14 protein-coding genes are annotated in these 19337 nt (G+C 64.3%); 4 read left to right on the forward strand and 10 right to left on the reverse strand.

The features are described from left to right. Positions 1-64: 64 nt before the first annotated feature. Entirely contained in the window at positions 65-3085 is a 3021-nt protein-coding gene (locus ACE3TJ_RS09960) for an autotransporter domain-containing protein (protein ID WP_374595946.1), read from the forward strand. Between the two features lie 50 nt (positions 3086-3135). Here the strand turns inward: ACE3TJ_RS09960 and ACE3TJ_RS09965 are convergent, their stop codons facing one another. Continuing rightward, a complete protein-coding gene (locus ACE3TJ_RS09965) occupies positions 3136-3792 on the reverse strand; it encodes an SdpI family protein (protein ID WP_374595947.1) in 657 nt (218 codons plus the stop codon). Then, the gene (locus ACE3TJ_RS09970; protein ID WP_374595948.1) at positions 3774-4073 is read right to left on the reverse strand and encodes a metalloregulator ArsR/SmtB family transcription factor; all 300 of its coding nucleotides are present in this window, start codon (positions 4071-4073) and stop codon (positions 3774-3776) included. The genes ACE3TJ_RS09965 and ACE3TJ_RS09970 overlap by 19 nt, the downstream gene beginning before the upstream one ends. A 128-nt stretch (positions 4074-4201) precedes the next feature. On the opposite strand from ACE3TJ_RS09970, the gene ACE3TJ_RS09975 reads away from it, so the two are divergent. After that, complete coding sequence (locus tag ACE3TJ_RS09975) at positions 4202-4591, forward strand: YbaN family protein (RefSeq protein WP_374595949.1); 390 nt, start codon at positions 4202-4204, stop codon at positions 4589-4591. Here ACE3TJ_RS09975 and mdoH read toward each other — a convergent pair. The 6 genes from mdoH to katG all read right to left on the reverse strand — a co-directional run bounded on the left by mdoH (position 4542) and on the right by katG (position 15821). After that, positions 4542-6392: a glucans biosynthesis glucosyltransferase MdoH gene (mdoH, locus tag ACE3TJ_RS09980; RefSeq protein ID WP_374595950.1), complete on the reverse strand. Its 1851-nt coding sequence runs from the start codon at positions 6390-6392 to the stop codon at positions 4542-4544. The two genes, ACE3TJ_RS09975 and mdoH, sit on opposite strands and share 50 nt — an antisense overlap. 86 nt (positions 6393-6478) lie before the next feature. Next, positions 6479-8023 (reverse strand): glucan biosynthesis protein, encoded by a 1545-nt coding sequence (locus ACE3TJ_RS09985; RefSeq protein ID WP_374595951.1) that lies wholly within the window; start codon positions 8021-8023, stop codon positions 6479-6481. A 98-nt stretch (positions 8024-8121) separates the two neighbouring features. Further along, positions 8122-9168, reverse strand: a complete 1047-nt coding sequence (locus ACE3TJ_RS09990; protein WP_374595952.1) for a phytase — start codon at positions 9166-9168, stop codon at positions 8122-8124. Between the two features lie 3 nt (positions 9169-9171). Continuing rightward, positions 9172-10572 carry a fibronectin type III domain-containing protein gene (locus ACE3TJ_RS09995; RefSeq protein WP_374595953.1) on the reverse strand — a complete coding sequence of 467 codons (1401 nt, stop codon included), beginning with the start codon at positions 10570-10572 and terminating at the stop codon, positions 9172-9174. A gap of 84 nt (positions 10573-10656) precedes the next feature. Further along, positions 10657-13485 carry a TonB-dependent receptor gene (locus ACE3TJ_RS10000; RefSeq protein WP_374595954.1) on the reverse strand — a complete coding sequence of 943 codons (2829 nt, stop codon included), beginning with the start codon at positions 13483-13485 and terminating at the stop codon, positions 10657-10659. A 176-nt stretch (positions 13486-13661) separates the two neighbouring features. Beyond that, complete coding sequence (gene katG / locus ACE3TJ_RS10005) at positions 13662-15821, reverse strand: catalase/peroxidase HPI (protein WP_374595955.1); 2160 nt, start codon at positions 15819-15821, stop codon at positions 13662-13664. A 223-nt stretch (positions 15822-16044) separates the two neighbouring features. On the opposite strand from katG, the gene ACE3TJ_RS10010 reads away from it, so the two are divergent. Next, positions 16045-16482: a hypothetical protein gene (locus ACE3TJ_RS10010; protein WP_374595956.1), complete on the forward strand. Its 438-nt coding sequence runs from the start codon at positions 16045-16047 to the stop codon at positions 16480-16482. Between the two features lie 236 nt (positions 16483-16718). After that, positions 16719-18029 (forward strand): tyrosine-type recombinase/integrase, encoded by a 1311-nt coding sequence (locus ACE3TJ_RS10015; RefSeq protein ID WP_293779470.1) that lies wholly within the window; start codon positions 16719-16721, stop codon positions 18027-18029. Between the two features lie 51 nt (positions 18030-18080). Here ACE3TJ_RS10015 and ACE3TJ_RS10020 read toward each other — a convergent pair whose 3' ends face one another. Both ACE3TJ_RS10020 and ACE3TJ_RS10025 read right to left on the reverse strand, forming a co-directional pair. Beyond that, positions 18081-18407, reverse strand: a complete 327-nt coding sequence (locus ACE3TJ_RS10020) for a DUF736 domain-containing protein (RefSeq protein WP_293779696.1) — start codon at positions 18405-18407, stop codon at positions 18081-18083. A gap of 364 nt (positions 18408-18771) precedes the next feature. Beyond that, positions 18772-19233, reverse strand: a complete 462-nt coding sequence (locus ACE3TJ_RS10025; protein ID WP_293779472.1) for a MucR family transcriptional regulator — start codon at positions 19231-19233, stop codon at positions 18772-18774. Positions 19234-19337 lie beyond the last annotated feature (104 nt).

Here is a 19337-nt window from a genome sequence, read left to right on the forward strand (position 1 = left end):
AATCATCGGGACTTACCGCTGGCGGGCGACACTTTCCCCAGTCCAACGAAGGATAGAAAACGCGATGAAACTGCTGAATATTGCAACCCTGTCTCGCAAGGCCGCGCTCTATTCAGGCGCAGCGATTGCCCTGCTGGCGGCATCGCCTGCGCTCGCCGCCTCGCTCGTGCTGAGCGGCGATTACATGAAGATCGGTCTTAACGACGGCGGCACGCTGGGGTACTCCGGCAACACCTCCCCTGGTATTCTTTATGACGGCACGGGCACGGGCACCTTTAACGACGCCTATGATTACCTGACGCCGGGCACGCCGTTTGAAGGCTTCGTCGTTGCGGGCAACGGCGGTTCGACCTTCACGCTCGTCAACAACAACATGGGCATCTTCGACATCACCGGCGGTACGCTGACCGATTACAGCGGCGTCGCCTTCAACGGCGCGACCTACGATCAGCGCGCGGTGTGGACGGGAACGGCGGGCGGCCTGTTCACGATCACCCACGATTATTATTTCGACGAGGGCGATCAGCAGCTGAAGATTCGCACCACGATCACGGCACTCAGCGACCTTACCGACATCACCTTCTCGCGCCAGCTCGATCCCGATGCGGTCGCAGCGCCGGGCGATTCGAGCGTGACCAACAACTTCCGCGGGAACGGCGCGGTTTCCGCGAATGATCTCGTCTATGCCGAGGCGCTCGTTTCGAAGTACGTGATCGGCCTCTACACCAACAGCAGCTACACGCACAATTCGGCCGTCACCTACTGGACGACCGATACCGCCTCCTATCTCAGCGGCACGGACGAGGGCGACGGCGACAACACCATCGGCCTCGGCTTCGACCTCGGCGATCTTTTGACCGGCGGCACGATCACCTTCGATTATTCCTATATCTTCGGCACCGATATCAGTTCAGCGATCGGGCAGAACATCACGGGCACCAGCACAACGACCGACCTCATCAACGGCGACGTCAATCCCGTGATCGACGGCGGCACGCTGCTTGTGGATGCGCCGGGCAGCTACGGCGTCGATCTCAGCATCACCGACAATGACGGCACGATCGATACGGACGGCAACAACGCCGCCTTTACGGGCGTGATCTCCGGTTCGGGCGGGCTCACCAAGGCGGGCGCGGGCACGCTCGTGCTGACGGGTGCCAATACGTATTCGGGCGGCACCACGGTCAGCGAGGGCACGCTCGTCGGCACCACGACAAGCCTGCAGGGCGACATCGTGAACAACGCCGCGCTTGTCTTCGATCAGGCGACGAACGGCACGTTTGCCGACGACATCTCCGGCTCGGGCAGCCTCACCAAGGATGGTACCGGAACGCTCACGCTGACCGGCGCGAACAGCTATGCCGGCGGCACCACCATCACGGGCGGGACGCTCGTCGCCAACACCGCGAGCCTGCAAGGCGGCATCGTGAACAACGCCGCGCTCGTCTTCGACCAGGCTGCAAACGGTACGTTCGCAGGCGTCATTTCAGGGAACGGCGCTCTCACCAAATCGGGTGCGGGCACGCTGAACCTGACGGGAACCAGCACCTTCAGCGGCACGACAACGGTCGGCGCAGGCCGCCTTGCGGTCAACGGCTCCCTCGCCGCGTCCGACGTCGACGTGCGGAACGGGGCCAGCATCGGCGGCAACGGCACCGTCGGCGGGCTCATCGTGCGCACCGGCGCGACCGCCGCGCCGGGCAATTCGATCGGCGAGCTGACTTCGGCGACCTTTGTGATCTTCGAAGCCGGCTCCACCTACGAGGTGGAAGTCGATGCCGCCGGCAATACCGACCTGATCGTGGCCACCAGCACGGCGACGATCGAAGGCGGCACCATCGCGGTGCTGGCGGAAGACGGCGACTACCTGCCGCAGACAGAGTACGAGATCGTGACCGCGGGCGGCGGCGTGACCGGAACGTTCGAGGACGTGACGAGCAACCTCGCCTTCCTGACGCCGACGCTGAGCTACGGCCCGAACGCCGTTACGCTCACGCTCACCCGCAACGACATCACCTTTGCGGGTGTGGGCACGACCCCGAACCAGATCGCTACGGGCACCGCCATCGACGACGCGTTCAGCCCGGCAAGCGCTGTCTATGCGGCGCTCGTCGGCGCCTCGACAGCCGAGGCTGGTCGCGGTCTTGATGCCTTCTCGGGCGAGATCCACGCATCGAGCCTTTCGATCGCGTCCGAAGGCGCGGCGCAGTTGCGCCGGTCGCTGCTCGGCCGCTCGCAGGGCGCGGCGGCAACCACCGAGGGCCGCAATATCGTGCTGTGGTCCGAAGCCGGCGGCAACTGGATCGACCGCGACGGCAACGGCAATGCGGCCGACGTGAACAGCTCCGGCTACACGCTGCTGCTCGGCATCGAGGCCAATGTCGGCGACAGCGTGAAAATCGGCATCGCGGGCGGCACGACGGAAGCGGACGTGACGCTGAGCGCGCGCGGATCGAAGGCGGAGACGCAAAGCCTCTACGGCGCGGTCTACGGCAGCGCCGCCTTCGGCGCGCTGACGCTGCGTGCCGGCGCCAGCTATGCCGACCTCGACACCGATACGACGCGCAACGTCGACTTCCGCAGCTTCAGCGAGGAGCTGACGGCGAGCTATGGCGGATCGGCCGTGCAGCTGTTCGGCGAGATCGGCTACACGCTGCCGCTCGGCAAGGGTTCGGTCGAGCCGTTCGCAGGCATCAATGGCCTGTGGCTGAAGGACAAGGACTTCGCCGAAACCGGCGGCACCGCCGCGCTTGAAGGCGACGGCCGCCGCCGCAGCTACAGCTGGTCCTCGCTCGGCCTCCGGGCAACGATCGGCGATGCGGGCGCACCCATTGTCGGCCGCGTACAGCTTGGCTGGGAACACGCGCTCCGCGATGTGGACGTGACTTCGGATCTGCAGTTCGCCGCGGGCGGCACCGCCTTCCGCATCGAAGGCACGCCGCTTTCGAAGGACAGCGTGCAGGCCGAAGCCGGGTTCGACTGGCGCGCGACGTCGCGCCTTACGCTCAGCACGCGCTACACCGGCAACCTCGGCGACCACGGCCAGGACCACGGTGTCCGCGCGACGGTCGCCATCAAGCTCTGACGACAAAGGGAAGGCCGGACTTTGTGCCGGCCTTCCCTCAATTTTCTTCGTCAGCGTCCCGTGCGGCGGTGCCAGAGGAACCAGGAGTAGAAGACGGGCGGGAGCGTGCTGACGAGCAGCGCGCCTATGACCAGCGCGCCGCGTTCCTCTGGCGTGAGCGGAAGCAGCCCCGCGAGGAGCAGCGCCAGGCCGCCTGCCATCGTGGTCCACGCGCCGAAGCGATGCGTGGCGATCCAATTGTCCGTATCGAGCAGCGCCCACGGTGTGCGGATGCCCACGAAGAAGCCGGGGCGCGATTTCGGCAGAACATTTCCAACGTAAATCAGCAGCAGGCCCACGCCCACGAGCGGCAGCATGATCGGTATGGTCCAGCCGAAGGCCGGGGCGGCGACCAGAAGCTCCACCATGATCATGATGCCGAGAAGGCCGATCCAGCCAGCACGGTAGAGCGCGGCGCTGCCTTCCATGCGATTCTGGAGCGGTTCGAGGCGCGGCAGAACGGCAAAGACCAGCGACAGCACGGCGCACAGCACCACCGGCGCGAACAGTGCGAACGCTGGATCGCCATGCCGGTCAGCCTCTCCCGCGATATTCCAGTGGATCGGGATCTGCTCACCTTCAGGGAGCAGCGCGAGCGCGAGCGTTGCAATCGCGGCGAGGACCGCGACGGTGACCCACGAGATGACGATCAGTGCGTGCTCGCGCATTCCGCTGTTCCTTCTTTCGTTTCGCCGACCCCGACCCGGCCCATGAAGGCCATCACGACCTCTTCGAGCGCCGACAGGTTGAGCGTGTAGATGATGCTACCGCCGCGGCTTTCGCCCTGAATGAGCCCCGCCGATTTCAACTTCGCGAAGTGCGCGGACATGGTGGGCTTCGACACCGGAAACGCATCGGCGAGCTCTCCGGCGGACTTGCCGCCCGCCTTCAGCATCTCCAGAACCTGCCGGCGGATGGGATGCGCCAATGCGTCGAAAACCGCGTTCACGAAGCCTCGTTTGTCTATTAGCGAAATAACTAAATCATAAGGCATGTCCTCGGGTCAAGCCTCAACCGGGCGCGAATGATTGGCGATAGCGTATCGACGAAGACGCCATGCCCAGCCATAACCGGGGCATGACTCGCCACCTTTACCTTGCGCTCGGCTTCCTGTCGCTGGCGCTCGGCATCATCGGGGCGTTCCTGCCGCTGCTGCCAACGACGATCTTCATCATCATCGCAGCCTATTTCTTCGGACGGTCTTCAGAGCGGCTGGAGGCCAAGATCCTGGCCCATCCAAAGCTGGGCCCGCCGGTGATCGCATGGCGGCGCGAAGGCGCGATCAGCACGCGCGCCAAGATCGCGGCGTGCACGGGCATGGCCTTCGGATATGCGGTTTTCCACCTGACCGGGAACCCTTCGCCACTGTGGCGCGGCCTTGCAGCGGCGGGGCTGACCGCCTCTGCACTGTTCGTGGTTACGCGGCCAAGGCCGACGGCGGAGCGCGAAGCGGAACAGGGGCGCTAGCCGACGCGGCCAGTACCGGCCTGTCGGCAACGCGGAAGAGCGCAGGTACAGCGGACTGGCGGGCAGTCAGCATCTCGAGCCACGGGCTGAGCACGAGGCCGATGGCGACGGGCAGCAGCCACAGCGACGATCCCATACCGGCCGCCGCGAACGCCAGCATGGCGGCGCCGAGCAGCACATGTGGGCGATAGTGGCGCAGTGCCTCGGCAAGGGCGATGCCGTCCGTCTCCCGGCGCTGCGGCGACCAGCCACTGCTGCGACCCACGAGGATATCGGCAAGGCTCAGTGTCTGCGTGAGCATCATCAGCGGGGCGACGAGCGCCGAGAGCGGCACATCGACAAAAATGCCCGCCGCGATCCGCCGCACACCGCCGAGCGCGGCGCGGCGTCGGCGATCGATCAGCGTCCAGACGAGCCCGAGCAGCTTGGGACCGAACAGCAACGCCAGCGTGAAGCCGAGCAGCCATGGGGCGGGCACAGCGGCACCGCCCCCTCCAAGCGTGACATGGTGCACGACGCCCGCGACGATGAGCAGCAGCCACAGCGGCGAGGTGAAATACGCCGACCCACCCATCAAGAGCTGCAGCCGGTTCACCCAGTGGAAGCCCCCGCTGCCGAGGATGCGCAGGTGCTGCAGATTGCCCTGGCACCAGCGCCGGTCCCGCTTCGCGAAATCGACGATGCTGGGCGGAAACTCCTCCGTGCTGCCGGGCGCGGCGACCATGTGCACCGCCCAGCCGCGGCGGCGGAGCAGCGCCGCTTCGACCATGTCGTGGCTCATGATCGCGCCGCCGAACGGCGCGGCGCCGGGAAGCGCGGCGAGGCCGCAGCTTTCGGCAAAGGCGCGCGTGCGCAGAATCGCGTTGTGGCCCCAGAAGGTCGCCTCGCTGCCCGACCACCAGATCATGCCCGCCGTCGCCACCGGGCCGTAAAGACGGCCTGAGAATTGCTGCCAGCGCGCGAAGAGCGTGCGGGCATTGACGACGTCCGGCACAGTCTGGATGAGACCAACGCCGGGATTGGCGTCCATCGTCGCGGCCATGCGCGCCATCGTGCGGCCGTCCATCAGGCTGTCGGCATCGAGCACGAGCATGTAATCGTATCCGCCGCCGAACCGGCGCACCCAATCGGCTATGTTGCCGGGCTTGCGCTCGATATTCTGCTCGCGGCGGCGATAGTAGAGGCCCGGGGCGAGCGTGGGGCGGAGCGAGAGGAAAGCGGCATATTCGGCGCGGCCGTTTTCGGCATTGGAATCGCTGAGCACGAAGATATCGAAATCGCGCGCGCGCCCTTCGCGGGCCAGCGAACGCGCCATCGCACGGATGCGGCCGAAAACGGCGGAGACGTCTTCGTTGTAGACGGGGACGAGGATGGCGGTGCGCCCTTCGGGTGCGGTTTCCACCACGAGATCGAAATCGCGCGCGCCGACGAGCAGGCGCACGAAACCCGCAAGCGCGGTCAGGAAGCCGAAGCCTATCCACGCGAACAGCGGCACGAACAGCGCAACGAGCAGCAGCTCACCAAGCGCGAAGCCGCCCGGCGCCGCGGCGCGCGCCATTTCGCCGCCGCCCGCGAGCGCGATGAGCAATGTTGCGGCAATCAGCAAAAAACGGCGGAGCGCAATGCCCTGCGGCGCGGTTTCGGAACGGAGCGGTGCGGGATCGCATGTGCTCCAATCCTGCAGCGGCATGGCGAGCGGCGCTTCGAGCGGAAGCCCTTCGGCACGCCGGTGCAGCGTATTGTAGGAAACTGTGTCGTAGCCTCCGGACACGCCTTCAGACAGCAGGACTTCGTGACGCATAATTTCAGTATCGACCCTGGTTACACTTCCGGCCCGCTGTCTTGATCTGCAGCGTCAACCGGTCCGTCAGCAAATGCGCGCCGAGTTCATCCGTTCCCGATCATAGGCAATTGATACAGCCACGTTTCGGTGAGTTGTGCACCGCAGCAGACGAGCGCCCCGCGCAGGTCCGTTGCCGACCCGTTTCGAGCCTCGACATCGATCATCAGCCGCCAGCGATCGGGACGCTCGGCAACCGGATAAGCGGCCTGCATCAGGATCTTGCCGTTCGTGGCGACCTCGGCCGCCACGTCTCCCCGCGCGCGGCCTTTCAGGGCTTCGCCTTCGAAATCGACGACGAGCTTGATGACATCTTCCTGCGCCGGGTGGCCCGGCCTGCCGCCGAGGCCGCGGTAAGTGCCGATGACGCGTGCGAGCGGCGCGGCGTCGGGCTCGCCGCCGAGCCAGCGGAGGCGATAGGCGAGATCGTAGCGCATACCCGCGCGCGCCGGAGCCTTCGGCTGCCAGAAGGCGGCGATGTTGTCGTCCGTCTCGCCTTGCGTGGGAATCTCGACCAGATCGACGGTGCCTTCGCCCCAGTCACCGATCGGCTCGGCCCAGAGCGACGGGCGCTTGTGATAGAAGACACCGTCGTCCTCGTAATTGTCGTAATTCCGGTCGCGCTGCATCAGGCCGAAGCCGCGCGGGTTGCGATCGAGGAAGGCGTTGAGCGCCGTGCGCGGCGGATTGACGAGGGGACGCCAGAGCCGTTCGCCCGCACCGTTGGCGATGAGGAGCCCATCGGAATCGTGGATTTCCGGCCGCCAGTCGCGGCGCGGCCCGGGCTCGGTCTCGCCGTACCAGTACATGCTCGTCATCGGCGCGAAACCGAGACGCTCGACATCGCCGCGCAGGCGGATGGAGAGCGTCACCTCCTGCACGATTTCGTTTTCGATCACGCGGTTCACGAAGCGGTAGGCGCCCGCGACACGCGGGCCATCAAGGAGGGCGTAGACGGTGAAGGCGTCCTCGCCCGGTTCCAGCCAGAAGGCGCGGAAGACAGGGAACTCTTCGGGCGTCGAAAGGCCGGTGTCGATGGCGAGACCGCGTGCGGAAAGGCCGTATTGGTGAAGCGGCCCGGCGGTGCGGAAATAAGAGGCGCCCTGGAAGGCGAGCCAGTCCCCGACATTGCCGGGGTTCATCACACGGAAGCCGGCGAAGCCGCCGTTCTCGGGCGTGAGCGCGCGGGCGGGGCTGTCCTTCGGCATTTCGTAGAGATCGGGTGAGTAGGAAAGCGCACGGGCACGTCCGCTCTCCACGAGATGGATCGCGATGGGTTCGCGGGCATATTTGCCGAGCGGGAACAGGCGTACCGATTGCCCGGGCCGATCCGGCCAGAGCGCGGCGGAATCGCGGTAACGGATACTGTTGAGCGCATCATAGTCGACGGCAGCGGCAGCCTCCACGCGGGGAAGCGGTACGAACGGCCGCTCCGACAGCGCCATCGCCTGCCGCTTCAGCGCCTCCCACGAAAAGGCTTCCGCGCGACCGAGACGGGGCGCGGCAAGCGCCGGGAGCGCGGGCAGGAGGCCGAGCGCGGCAAGGCCGGCGAGCGCGTCCCGGCGCGACCAGCGGGCGCGATCAAGGTTCATCCGTGTTTTCATTGCGTTGCCGCGAACGCACTGCAAGCGAAATGGATGCAAGACCCGGCGCGACAGGAGCGCGCAGCCCTGCGGCGAACGGTGGCCTGTCAGGGCAGCGACAGCGCCCGGCGCACCGCGCGCCAGTCGACGATCTTGAAATTCTGCTGCTCGCCGCCGTCGTCAGTGTCGTGCATCGCGATCGCGCCTTCGGGGAAGGGGCCGATGGGCCCGCTCCACGCGTCGAGGCCGTCGGTGCCGGTGACGTTGTCTATGGCGCCGCCCTCGACGGCGAAGCGGCCCTTGTAAGTGTAGCTGTCGCCTTCGATCTGCCAGACGGGGTAGGTGGCATCGCCCTGACTGGAGGCGATCAGATATTTTACGCTGCGATCCCGCAGGATCGACATGCCCTCGACATCGGCAGTGAGGCGTTCGCCGTCGACAGCGGCAACCTTGATGCCGTCGGCGGATGCGCCGGGGTTGAGATCGAAGCGCCAGATCGCGACGTCTTCCTCGCCGAGATAAAGCCGGCCGGTTTCATCGTCGACGACACAGCCTTCGGGCTGGCTGCCGACCTTGAAGCTGTAGGCGAGTTTCGCCGTTTCGAGCGGTGCGCCGTTCGCGAGGCGAAGCGCGCGGATCTCGCCCGCCTTGTTGTTCGGGATCAGATAGAAATCGCCGCCGAGCTTGCCCATGCAATAGCCGTAGGGTTCGCCCATGCCGAGCGGCAGCACGCCGTAGCGGCGCGTTTCGAGCGTGTCCGGATCGAAGAGATAGGCGATGACCGTGAAAGTCTTCCGCTCGGTCGCAGTGACGAGGACATAGTCCTTGCCCTCCACCGTGAAGCCCGCGCGAAGGTCGACGTTGTTGAGCGGGCCATCGGGCAGGAACTGGCGGACCTTGCCGTCCATGTCGTGAACATAGAGGCCATCGGTCTTGTCCGTGCCGAACAGCACGGCGCGCGAGGGATCGCGCGGATCGGCCCAGAGCGCGGGATCGTCTGCGTCGACGGCGGGGTCGGTGGTGACGACGGTCTCGACGGCGGCAGGCACGGCCTTCGCGGGATCACCCCGCGCAGCGGTACCCTGCGGCAGTTCGATCTCCGGCGCGGCGCACGCGGCGAGCAGAACAAGGGGGAGGGCGGTCAGTATCTTCATCGATCAGTCCTTGGGGTCGGCCGTGCAGGGTATGCCGTCCGGGCCCGCCTGTCCTGCGCAGCGGCGCACAGGGCCCGAGGCCTCGGCGATTTCGACGAGGCGGTTGCCATCCGCATGGCGGATGAGGTCGAAGCCGTCGTAGAGACGGCCCGAGGCGGTGAAGGTGCGGAACTGCAGGCGGTCCCCCGCCACATCAACGACCTGGTAGAGTTCGGTGTCCTCCGCGACGCGATCGGGCTGTGTATTCGCACGATCGTTGAGCCCGTACATCTTCGAGCCGGTGACGGAGACGAGATACACGGGCCCCTGCACCTTGCCGTCGGCGCGCGCTTTCGCCGACGCGGTCTTGCCGCCTTCGGCGGTGAGGCGGCTGTAGCAATGGTCGTGGCCCTGGAGCACGAGATCGACCTTGCGCGCTTCGAATACCGGCTTCCACGCCGCCTTCAGTTTCGCGGTGTCGTTCGGCCGCGCGCAGGTGAAGATCGGCTGGTGGAACAGCACGACGTTCCAGCGCGCGGGGCTCGCCGCAAGCGTGCTGTCGAGCCAGAGCGTCTGGCTTTCGAGTGCGCCAAGTTCGAGCGCAGCGGTGCCATCAAGGATTATGAAACGCACGCCCTGATAATCGACGAAGTATGTCGTCGCCTTCGCGGCATCGGCGCCGTTCGCAGGCAGTGCGAACTGGCGCGGCCAATGCGGCCCGAGCACATATTGCTCCGTGCCGTCCGGAAGTTCGTTGTCGAGATATTCGTGATTGCCGGTCGCGGGAAGCTGCGGAACGATGCTGTAATTATAGCCGCCCGCCTGCGTCCATTCTCCCCACTCGTCGTCGTGCGCAAGATTGTCGCGCTGCGCGACGAGATCGCCCGCGTGGACGACGAGCGCAGGCGCCGCCGTCGCGTGGAACGCCTGCCGGATCACGCGCGAGGCGATGCTGAGGATATTGTTCTGCGTGTCGCCGAAATAGAGGAAGCGGAAAGGCCGCACGTCGGCACTTGCCGTGCGGAATTGCAGCCATTCGCTCCAACCCGCGCTGCCCTTGACCCGGTACACATAGGCGCGGCCCGGTTCGAGCCCGGTGAAGCGCACCTGATGATAGAGCGCCTTGTCGTTTTCGTTTTCGATCGGCGAACTTGTGCCGAGCACGCGGACGGCGCGCGCCGCGAGGCTCGGACCATCGATCGCGGGCGCGATCTCGGCTTCAGCCGTGGCCTGCGCCGTATCGGTGCGGAAGGCGACCGCCATCTCACGCGAGGGGTCCGCACCCGCGGTGAGCACGATGCGATCGGGAAGCGACTTTGCCGCATAGGGAAGGCCGGGCGAACGCGGGATCGCGACCTGCGCTTCAGCGAGCGCGGGCGTGGCTGCCGCTGCGAGCAACAGTGAGAAAATAGCCGTTCGTAACATGACGCGTTCCTTATCGGCCCGAGGCTGACGACAAGCTGACGGCGTGCGCGACATTGCCGCGCACGCCCATCATCAGACGCGGGATCAGAACGTGGCCTTCACACCGAACTTCGCGGTCCAGCTATACTCCTCGTACTGCAGCAGACGCCGCGAGCCGCCGAAGTTCTGATAGGCGAAATAGGGTTCATCCGTAACGTTCACCCATTCGCCGAACAGCTGGAAATTATCGGTGATCTGGTACTTCGCGCTGAGATCGAGCTGGAAGTGCTTTGCGACGTAGCGATCCTCTTCCGGCGCGTCGCCCAGTTCGTCGAGATACTTGTCGCGGTAGGTGCCCGCCACACGAAGGCTGAGCGGCCCCTTCTCGTAGCCGAGCACGGCGTTGAACGTGTGCTTCGCCGATGCGGGGAGGCCGACTTTGCGCAGATCGCCAAGATCGCCGTCGTTCGGCACCGTGCCTTCGGCGTCCGTGTACGTGTAGTTGAACTGCGCGAGCAGACCGTCGAACGGCGCGGGCAGGAAATCGAAGGCCTGATTGTAGCTGAATTCGAAACCGCGGATCTTCGCCGTCTTGCCGTTGATCGAGGTCGTCGCGGAGTCGAGCAGCACGCCGTTATAGAGGACGTCATCCTCGGTATAGTCGACGATGTAATCCTTGATGTCCTTGTAGAAGACGCCCGCCGACACGGCGGCGTTGCGGCCGAAATAATATTCGACCGAGAGATCGGCGTTCCAGGCGCGGTAGGGCTTCAGATCGGGATTGCCGAATTCGCCTTCGTTGTCCTCGATCATCGCGCGCGGCGCGAGTTTCGAAAGCTTCGGGCGCACGAGATTCTTGTAGCCCGCCGCGCGCAGCACGAGATTGCGCACCGGCTCGTAGCGGATCGTGAGGCTGGGCAGCCAGTCGGTGTAGCTGCGATCGAACGTCTGCGAGGTGACGAAAACCGTGTCGTCCTCAACCGGTTCGCCGCCGAATTCGCCGCCTTCCTCGACAAGCGTGACGATGTTGCCGGTGATGCGGTTCTTCGTGCGCTCCATGCGCACACCGCCGATGACGCGAAGCGTAGCGCTGTCCCAACGGCCGAGCAGGTAGGCGGCGAGAATATCCTCGTCGACGCTGTAATCGGATTCAGCAGATGCCGCCGCAGTGTCGAATGGATCGAGTTCGAACAGATCCTGACTGTCGTTCCAGAATTTGCGGAAGGATGTCTTCGCGAGCACGGGATCGATGACGGCGAGACCATAATCCTGCGCGCCCAGGAAATCAGCGAGCGTCAGATCGTCTTCGCTGTCGAAGCCGTCGTAGATATCGAATGTGCCGTTGTAAAATTTCTCGCGCCAGCGGGCCTTGGCGCCGCCCTGCATGGTGAACTCGCCGGTGCCGAGTGCGAACACGTGCGAGACATCCGCTTTCAGGGCGTATTCCTCGTCCTGAGAATCGCTGAGCGTCGTACGCTCCACCTTGTCGAATTCATACTCGGTGGGATCGAGGAAAAGATCGTTTCCGGCAGTGACCGTGTAGCCGGTGAACATGGGCTTGCTGTAGTCGAACTGGACACCGAATTCGCCTTCGTCTTCGAACTTGCGTTCGAACACAACAGGGTCGATCGAGCCGTTTTCGCGCTCGCTCGATTTCGCCCAGCTCGCCGAATAGACGAGTTTCCAAGGCCCTGTTTCCGTCTCGCCGCCGAGTGTCAGGGAGCGAATCTTCTGCGATTCGAAGCGGTCCTTGAGATCGCGCTGCACGCTGATCTCACCGTCATCGGAGAGGAATGTCGCCGTCGTATCCGAACCCTCCGCGGGGGCTTCATCCATCTCGAATATCAGGCGACGGCGATATTCCTGATCGTCGAACTGGCTGTAGAGACCGCGCACGTAAAGCGTGGTGCTTTCGCCCGCCTTGAAATCAAACGAGAGCGAGGCCGAAATGCGTTCGCGCTCCACATCATAGTCGCGGTATTCGACCGTGTCGGCATAGACGGTCCCGTCGTCCTCGTCCCAGCCGTCCATCTCCATGTTGTCGGTCGCGAACTTGCGCTTGTAATAAGAAATGCCGCCGGCGACGCCGATATTGTCGCTGAGCTTCGTCGAGAAATCGATCGCGCCCTTGGGCGAGAGATGATCGGTGAGATCGTTGTAGCTGCCTTCCGCGCTCAGCTTCAGCAGATCCTTCTTGCGCGCGAACGCGCTCGTCGTGTTGATCTCGATCGAAGCGCCGATCGTGTCGCCGTCCATGTCCGGCGTCAGCGACTTCTTCACCTCGATCGATTCGATGAGATCGCTGGAGATCACGTCGAGCGCGACGGAGCGCACGTCCGATTCCGGTGCAGGCAGGCGGACACCGTTCAGCGAAGAGGAATTCAGCTCGGGATCGAGGCCGCGGATCGAAACGAAGCGGCCCTCGCCCTGATCGTTGAGGATGTTGACGCCGGGCAGGCGGCGCAGCGATTCCGCGACGTTCTGATCGGGGAACTGGCCGACCGCGTCACGCGTGAGCACGGAAGCGACGCCGTCCGCCGCACGCTGGCGAGAGATCGCACTGCCGAGGTTCGCCTGCTGGCCGATGACGAGGATGAGGCTGTCGTCGCCCGCGCTGAGCGCGATGTCCGTGCGCGTTGTACCGTCTTCAGTGATGCTGACCGAGGTGCGGCTTTCGTCCGCACCCGCATAGACGGCGCGCAGCGTGTAGCTGCCCGAGGGCACGTCCGCGAACCGGAAGCTGCCGTCCGCCGCTGCCGACGTCCGACGGCCAAGTTCAACGAGTTCCACCTCGGCACCCTGCAGACCGCGAACGCCGCCAGCGTCGACGACGCTGCCGACGAGCGTGCCTGCGAAGGCGGGCGTGGAAAGCGAGGTGACGGCAAACAGCGCGGCCACGAGGCGGCTGCGACGAACGCGAATGCGGTGCGACATGGAATACCCCTTGTGCGGGGCAGTCCCGATGCCGCCCCTTCGCGGCGAGGCATTAGGGGCGGGTCGTTACGCGCGGGCGTCGTTTGTATGACGGAAAAATGCACGAAAGATTTCAGAATGATAACGGCAAGACCGCATGGGCCTTGCCGTTATCCCCTGTGCATGGACAGCCGCAATCAGAACCGATCGGCGTTCATCACCTTCGTCCACGCGGCGACGAAATCCTTCACGAACGTCTCCGCGCTATCATCCTGCGCATAGACTTCCGCATAAGCGCGCAGGATCGAATTGGAGCCGAAGGTGAGATCGAGTTCGGTCGCGGTCCACTTCGCCGCGCCCGTTTTGCGATCGCGGATTTCGAAGATGCCGTTCCCGGCGGGCACCCATTTGTTGGCCATGTCGCAGAGGTTGACGAAGAAGTCGTTCGTCAGCGTGCCGACGCGGCCGGTAAACACGCCGTGGCTGGTGCCGCCGTGGTTCGTGCCGAGCACACGCATTCCGCCGACGAGCACGCTCATCTCCGGTGCGGTGAGGCCCATGAGCTGCGTGCGATCCAGCATCAGCTCGGCGGGCTTCACGGCGTAGTCCTGCTTCAGCCAGTTGCGATAGCCGTCGTGGATGGGCTCGAGCGGTGCAAAGCTCTCCGCATCGGTCATCGCATCGGTCGCGTCGCCGCGGCCCGGCATGAACGGTACCTCCACGTCGAAGCCCGCAGCCTTTGCCGCCTGCGCGACGCCGACATTGCCGGCCAGGACGATGACGTCCGCAATGCTCGCCCCGCTTTCTGCCGCGATCGGCTCCAGCACCGAGAGCACGCGCGCGAGGCGCGCTGGCTCGTTGCCTTCCCAATCCTTCTGCGGAGCAAGGCGGATACGCGCGCCGTTGGCGCCGCCACGCATGTCCGATCCGCGGAAGGTTCGTGCGCTGTCCCATCCGGTCGTGACCATGTCGCTGATCGAAAGGCCGCTCGCGGCGATCTTCGCCTTCACTGCGTCGACGTTCCACGATGTGCTGCCCGCCGGAACCGGATCCTGCCAGATCAGGTCTTCCGCCGGAACATCCGGCCCGAAATAGCGAGCCTTCGGACCCATGTCGCGATGCGTGAGCTTGAACCACGCTCGCGCGAAGGTTTCCCTGAAATAGGCCGGATCGCGATAGAACCGTTCCGAAATTTCACGGTAGGCGGGGTCCATCTTCATCGCCATGTCGGCATCGGTCATGATCGGATTGAGCCGGATCGAGGGATCTTCGACGTCAACCGGCCTGTCCTCGTCCTTGATGCTCACCGGCTCGTACTGCCACGCACCGGCCGGACTTTTCTTCAGCTCCCAATCGTGATTGAGGAGCATTTCGAAATAGCCATTGTCGAACACCGTGGGATGCGTCGTCCACGCGCCTTCGATGCCGCTGGTGATCGCATCGCGGCCTACGCCCGTGCCGCCCGGATTGGCCCAGCCGAAGCCCTGCTGATCGACGCCCGCGCTTTCCGGGTCCGCGCCGAGCGCGCCCGCATCGCCATTGCCGTGACACTTACCGACGGTGTGGCCTCCCGCGGTGAGCGCGACGGTCTCTTCATCGTTCATCGCCATGCGGGCAAAGGTTTCGCGCACGTCGCGCGCCGTGCGCAGGGGATCGGGCTGTCCGTCCACGCCTTCGGGATTGACGTAGATAAGGCCCATCATCACGGCGGCGAGGGGGTTTTCCAGGTCCCGGTCTCCCGAATAACGGCTGCCTTCGCTGCCGCTCGGCGCGAGCCATTCCTTCTCAGACCCCCAGTACACATCCTTTTCTGGATGCCAGATGTCTTCGCGCCCGAAGCCGAAGCCGAAGGTTTTGAGACCCATCGATTCATACGCGACGGTGCCCGCAAGGATGATGAGATCGGCCCAGCTGACGGCGTTGCCGTATTTCTTTTTGATCGGCCACAGGAGGCGCCGCGCCTTGTCGAGGCTGACGTTATCGGGCCAGCTGCTGAGCGGCGCGAAGCGCTGATTGCCGGTGCCGCCGCCGCCGCGGCCGTCCGCCGTGCGATAGCTGCCCGCCGCGTGCCACGCCATGCGGATCATCAGGCCGCCATAGTGGCCCCAATCGGCCGGCCACCAATCCTGGCTGTCGGTCATCAGCGCATGGAGATCCTGCTTCAGCGCCGCGATATCCAGCGTCTTCAGCTTTTCGCGGTAGTCGAAACCCTTGCCGAGCGGATTGGTCTTGCCGTCGTGCTGGTGGAGAATGTCGAAATTGAGCGCCTCCGGCCACCAGTTCATACTGGACGACAACACCGTATTGCTGCCGTGCATAACCGGGCACTTGCCCTTCGGACTCGTCATCTCGTTCATCGCTTCCTCCCGCCTTGCGAAATACTGCCATCAGGATCGCACGAGTTAGACCGCGGACGATTTATTGGGCAATCCGATTTATCTCGTCACAGTAATCGATTGGGGCGATATATCGCCGCGCGCGTCCGCAGTATACGCGCATGAACGGCCTAGGAGAACCATCGGACCGGCCGTGACCATAATTGACGGCTCATCAAAATGGATGTTCTTGAAGGCGTGATCCATGGCGATCACGACGGGGGCAGACATGCGTATCATCAGCAGCATCTTGACCGGCGCGGTCATGACGACATCGGCCTCGGCCGAACCCTTGGCGGTCCAAGACAGTTTCAGCAGAACGGAAGGCGTTGTCGGGCTGGGTCTCACCATCCCCATCGGCGGTTCCCGGGACAAGGCAGAGCCGCGCGTGGAATTGCGGCTGACACGCGATGTGGTGAATTTCGACGGCACCCGGCAATCCTCCGCGCTGCGGCATCAAATGGGCACCCGGATCGGCTTTTCGCTCGCGCCGGGACACAGGCTTCTGCTCAACGGAGAGCCCGTCGAAGACCTGCAGAAGAACGGCATGTCCACGCTTGGATGGGTTGCGGTAGGTGTGGGGGCCACGCTGATTATCGGCGGCGTGCTCGTGGCGGATGCGGCGCGCGACGCCAGCGAATAAGCTGGTTTCTTTGTGAAAACACTGGAGCGGGCGAAGGGATTCGAACCCTCGACCCCAACCTTGGCAAGGTTGCAAAAACGCGTTTTTGGCTGATTGCCGTTGACTGCCTTTGACTTCAAATATCCTAGTATTCTGCCGTTTTCTGTTAAAATGATCAGTAGCAGACAGCGACGAATATTCGCTCGGTGGTAGCCCGGTGGTAGCCCAGAAGGCAAAATCATGCTATAGGTTCGGTCATGAAGACCAAACTTTCCAAGACTGCCGCAGACATCGCCGAGCCGAAATCAGTGCGGTATACCATCTGGGATTCCGAGCTTACCGGGTTCGCCCTTCGGGTGACCCCCGCTGGCGCGAAGTCGTGGGCAGTGAAGTATCGCGTAGGTGAAGGCGGCCGGACCGCCGCCGTCCGCTGGTATACGATCGGCACCTATCCCGAGACGCCTGCCACAGACGCGCGCAAGGCCGCCGAAATTGCTCTGGCGCGCGTGCGGTTAGGCGAAGATCCCAGCGGCGAGCGCATTACGAAGCGCGCCGAAATGACCGTGTCGCAGGCCATCGATTTCTATGAGCAGGAAGGCTGCTTCGTGCAGCGCGGCATTCGGCAGGGCGAACCGATGAAACCGATGACGAAGGACTATACTCTCGCCCGTCTGCGCCATCACGTCGTTCGGCTGCTGGGCAAAAGGCGTATCACCGAAATCGACGAGGGCGACATCACCACGTTCGTGCGAGATGTGAGCGCCGGAAAGACCGCGCGCGACGAGTGGATCGTCGATCCCGAAACCGGCAAGCGTAAGCGCGTTATCGTCCGCGGCGGCGAAGGCGCCGCGCGGAAGGTCGTGCGCGACCTGTCCGCGGTCTATTCCTTCTTAAAGACGCATAAGAGGAAGACACGGGTCACTCACAATCCGGTAGAAGACGCAAGCGTCCGAAAGACGGACAATAAGCGCACGCGCTTTCTCTCGATAGAAGAGGTGAAGCGCCTAGGCGAAGCTCTCAATGCGCTGGAGGCCCAAGGCGTAAACGCCAAGGCAGTAAATATTGCCCGGCTCTGGGCGTTGTCCGGCTGTCGCCGAAACGAAATCGCCGGCCTGAAATGGTCGGAAGTCGATTTTGATCGCGGCTTGCTCGTTTTCGATGACACGAAAACCGGCAGAAGCGTCCGCCCGCTCGGCGCTGCGGCCATAGCGCTACTCGAAGCTTTGAAACCCGAAGAGGCCGAAGGCTATGTCTTCCCGGCGGAGCGTGGCGACGGGTTCTACCAGGGCACGAAGACCGTGTGGCAGGCTGCAATCAAGAAGGCGGCGCTTCCCGGCGTGACGCCTCACGTTCTCCGCCACACTCTCGGTAGCGCGGCTGCGTCTGCGGGCGAGGCCCTGCTGATGGTTGGCTCGCTTCTCGGACATGCGAATGCACGATCGACAGCGATCTACGCTCATATCTCTCATGATCCGGCGCGGCTGGCGGCCGATCGCGTAACCGGCCCTCTTGCTGAAGCATTGGGCCGCCCTCTACCAAAGCAGGCGATGGAAACGATCCCCGCCTGATTTCTGGAAAAATGCCCGCCCGGCGCACCGGACGGGCTTTGCGCTGGTAGGTCAGTCGCCGGTCCGGCGATTGGAACGCGACCAGATCAGGCTGAAAGTCTCGCCGCCTTCATCGTCGAAGAGGTTGGCGTAGATCGGTGCGGCGAAGCTGGGATCGTCGAGCTTTAGCCCCAGATATGCGCGGCCCTCGTTCGACTGCTTGGTCCAGGCAGCGCCGACTTCGGCGTTACCGGTGTAAACCCGGTGCGTGGGGGCGTTCTCGCTGGGCGGGTTCTGATCGGGGACGATGCGAACCCCCTTGGCCTGAACGCTGAGTGTCACGATGTCGCCGACATATTCGCCTTTGGCGGTCTTCTTGAAAGTGCCGATGGTAGCCATGATGATATCCTTTCCTTGCTCCGAGACCATGCCCTTCATGGCCTCGATGGCTTGGGACATGACCGGGACTGCCGCGGCCGCAGCCGAAGGCCCGTAAGCAAAGCTGGAGGACGGCGAGGGGCGCTCTTTTTTGCCTCGCGAGGAATGACGGCGCTCGCCGCCGGCAGGGGAAAAAAGGGCGAACCTGCCGTTGCGGCCCCAAGCGGCAGAGGCGCAGCCGGTTTCGGTCATCAAGCCTTTCGAAGAGGCCATGAAGGGCATGGTCTCGCGAGGCGCAAAGGAGACTGGCTAGCGCGTTCGGCTTTGAGCAGACCGGCGCGAAATTGGAGGCCGACCGGCTCACCAACTCCTAGGCAGGGTGCCGTCAGGCGCCGGATTTTGCGCGCCCGCGAGCCGGCGCCTTCGCTGCTGGCTTGCGGCCGCCGCCGCGTCCCTTGGTGCCAAGGCCGATCTGCTTGGCGAGCGCCCGCCGCGTCTCGGCATAGTTCGGCGCGACCATCGGATAGTCTTTGGGGAGATTCCACTTTGCGCGATAGTCGTCGGGCGTCATGCCATAGGCGTTCATCAAATGACGGCGCATCATTTTCAGCTTTTTACCGTCCTCGAGACAGACGATATAGTCGGGCTTAACCGACGAACGGATCGAAACCGCCGGTTTCTGCTCCTCGACCGGCTCGACGACCGGCGAACCCAGTCCCGCCAGCGCGCCATGAACGCGCGCGATCAGGTCGGGAAGATCGGCGAGGCCGACGGCATTGTTCGAGACATGCGCCGCGACAATATCGGCGGTGAGCGTGAGCAGCATATCCTGAGTGTCTTCGGCCATCGGTCATCTCCTATTCGACCCATGCCCTATCGCCTGTGTTACCGTCCGGCCACGACTATTTGGCCGTTAGGGTATCGCGCCGTGCGCCCAAGGGGCGCGCGGCG

The sequence above is a fragment of the Sphingosinicella sp. genome, assembly GCF_041916975.1.
GTDB lineage: Bacteria > Pseudomonadota > Alphaproteobacteria > Sphingomonadales > Sphingomonadaceae > Sphingosinicella.

What these genes read in the sequence shown, in the direction of transcription:
- ACE3TJ_RS09960 (WP_374595946.1), top strand. Translation starts at nt 65, where the DNA reads ATGAAACTGCTGAATATTGCAACCCTGTCTCGCAAGGCCGCGCTCTAT.
- ACE3TJ_RS09985 (WP_374595951.1), bottom strand. Translation starts at nt 8,023, where the DNA reads ATGAACCTTGATCGCGCCCGCTGGTCGCGCCGGGACGCGCTCGCCGGC.
- ACE3TJ_RS09990 (WP_374595952.1), bottom strand. Translation starts at nt 9,168, where the DNA reads ATGAAGATACTGACCGCCCTCCCCCTTGTTCTGCTCGCCGCGTGCGCC.
- ACE3TJ_RS10020 (WP_293779696.1), bottom strand. Translation starts at nt 18,407, where the DNA reads ATGGCTACCATCGGCACTTTCAAGAAGACCGCCAAAGGCGAATATGTC.
- ACE3TJ_RS10015 (WP_293779470.1), top strand. Translation starts at nt 16,719, where the DNA reads ATGAAGACCAAACTTTCCAAGACTGCCGCAGACATCGCCGAGCCGAAA.
- ACE3TJ_RS10010 (WP_374595956.1), top strand. Translation starts at nt 16,045, where the DNA reads ATGGCGATCACGACGGGGGCAGACATGCGTATCATCAGCAGCATCTTG.
- ACE3TJ_RS09995 (WP_374595953.1), bottom strand. Translation starts at nt 10,572, where the DNA reads ATGTTACGAACGGCTATTTTCTCACTGTTGCTCGCAGCGGCAGCCACG.
- ACE3TJ_RS10025 (WP_293779472.1), bottom strand. Translation starts at nt 19,233, where the DNA reads ATGGCCGAAGACACTCAGGATATGCTGCTCACGCTCACCGCCGATATT.
- katG (WP_374595955.1), bottom strand. Translation starts at nt 15,821, where the DNA reads ATGAACGAGATGACGAGTCCGAAGGGCAAGTGCCCGGTTATGCACGGC.
- ACE3TJ_RS09975 (WP_374595949.1), top strand. Translation starts at nt 4,202, where the DNA reads ATGACTCGCCACCTTTACCTTGCGCTCGGCTTCCTGTCGCTGGCGCTC.
- ACE3TJ_RS09965 (WP_374595947.1), bottom strand. Translation starts at nt 3,792, where the DNA reads ATGCGCGAGCACGCACTGATCGTCATCTCGTGGGTCACCGTCGCGGTC.
- mdoH (WP_374595950.1), bottom strand. Translation starts at nt 6,392, where the DNA reads ATGCGTCACGAAGTCCTGCTGTCTGAAGGCGTGTCCGGAGGCTACGAC.
- ACE3TJ_RS10000 (WP_374595954.1), bottom strand. Translation starts at nt 13,485, where the DNA reads ATGTCGCACCGCATTCGCGTTCGTCGCAGCCGCCTCGTGGCCGCGCTG.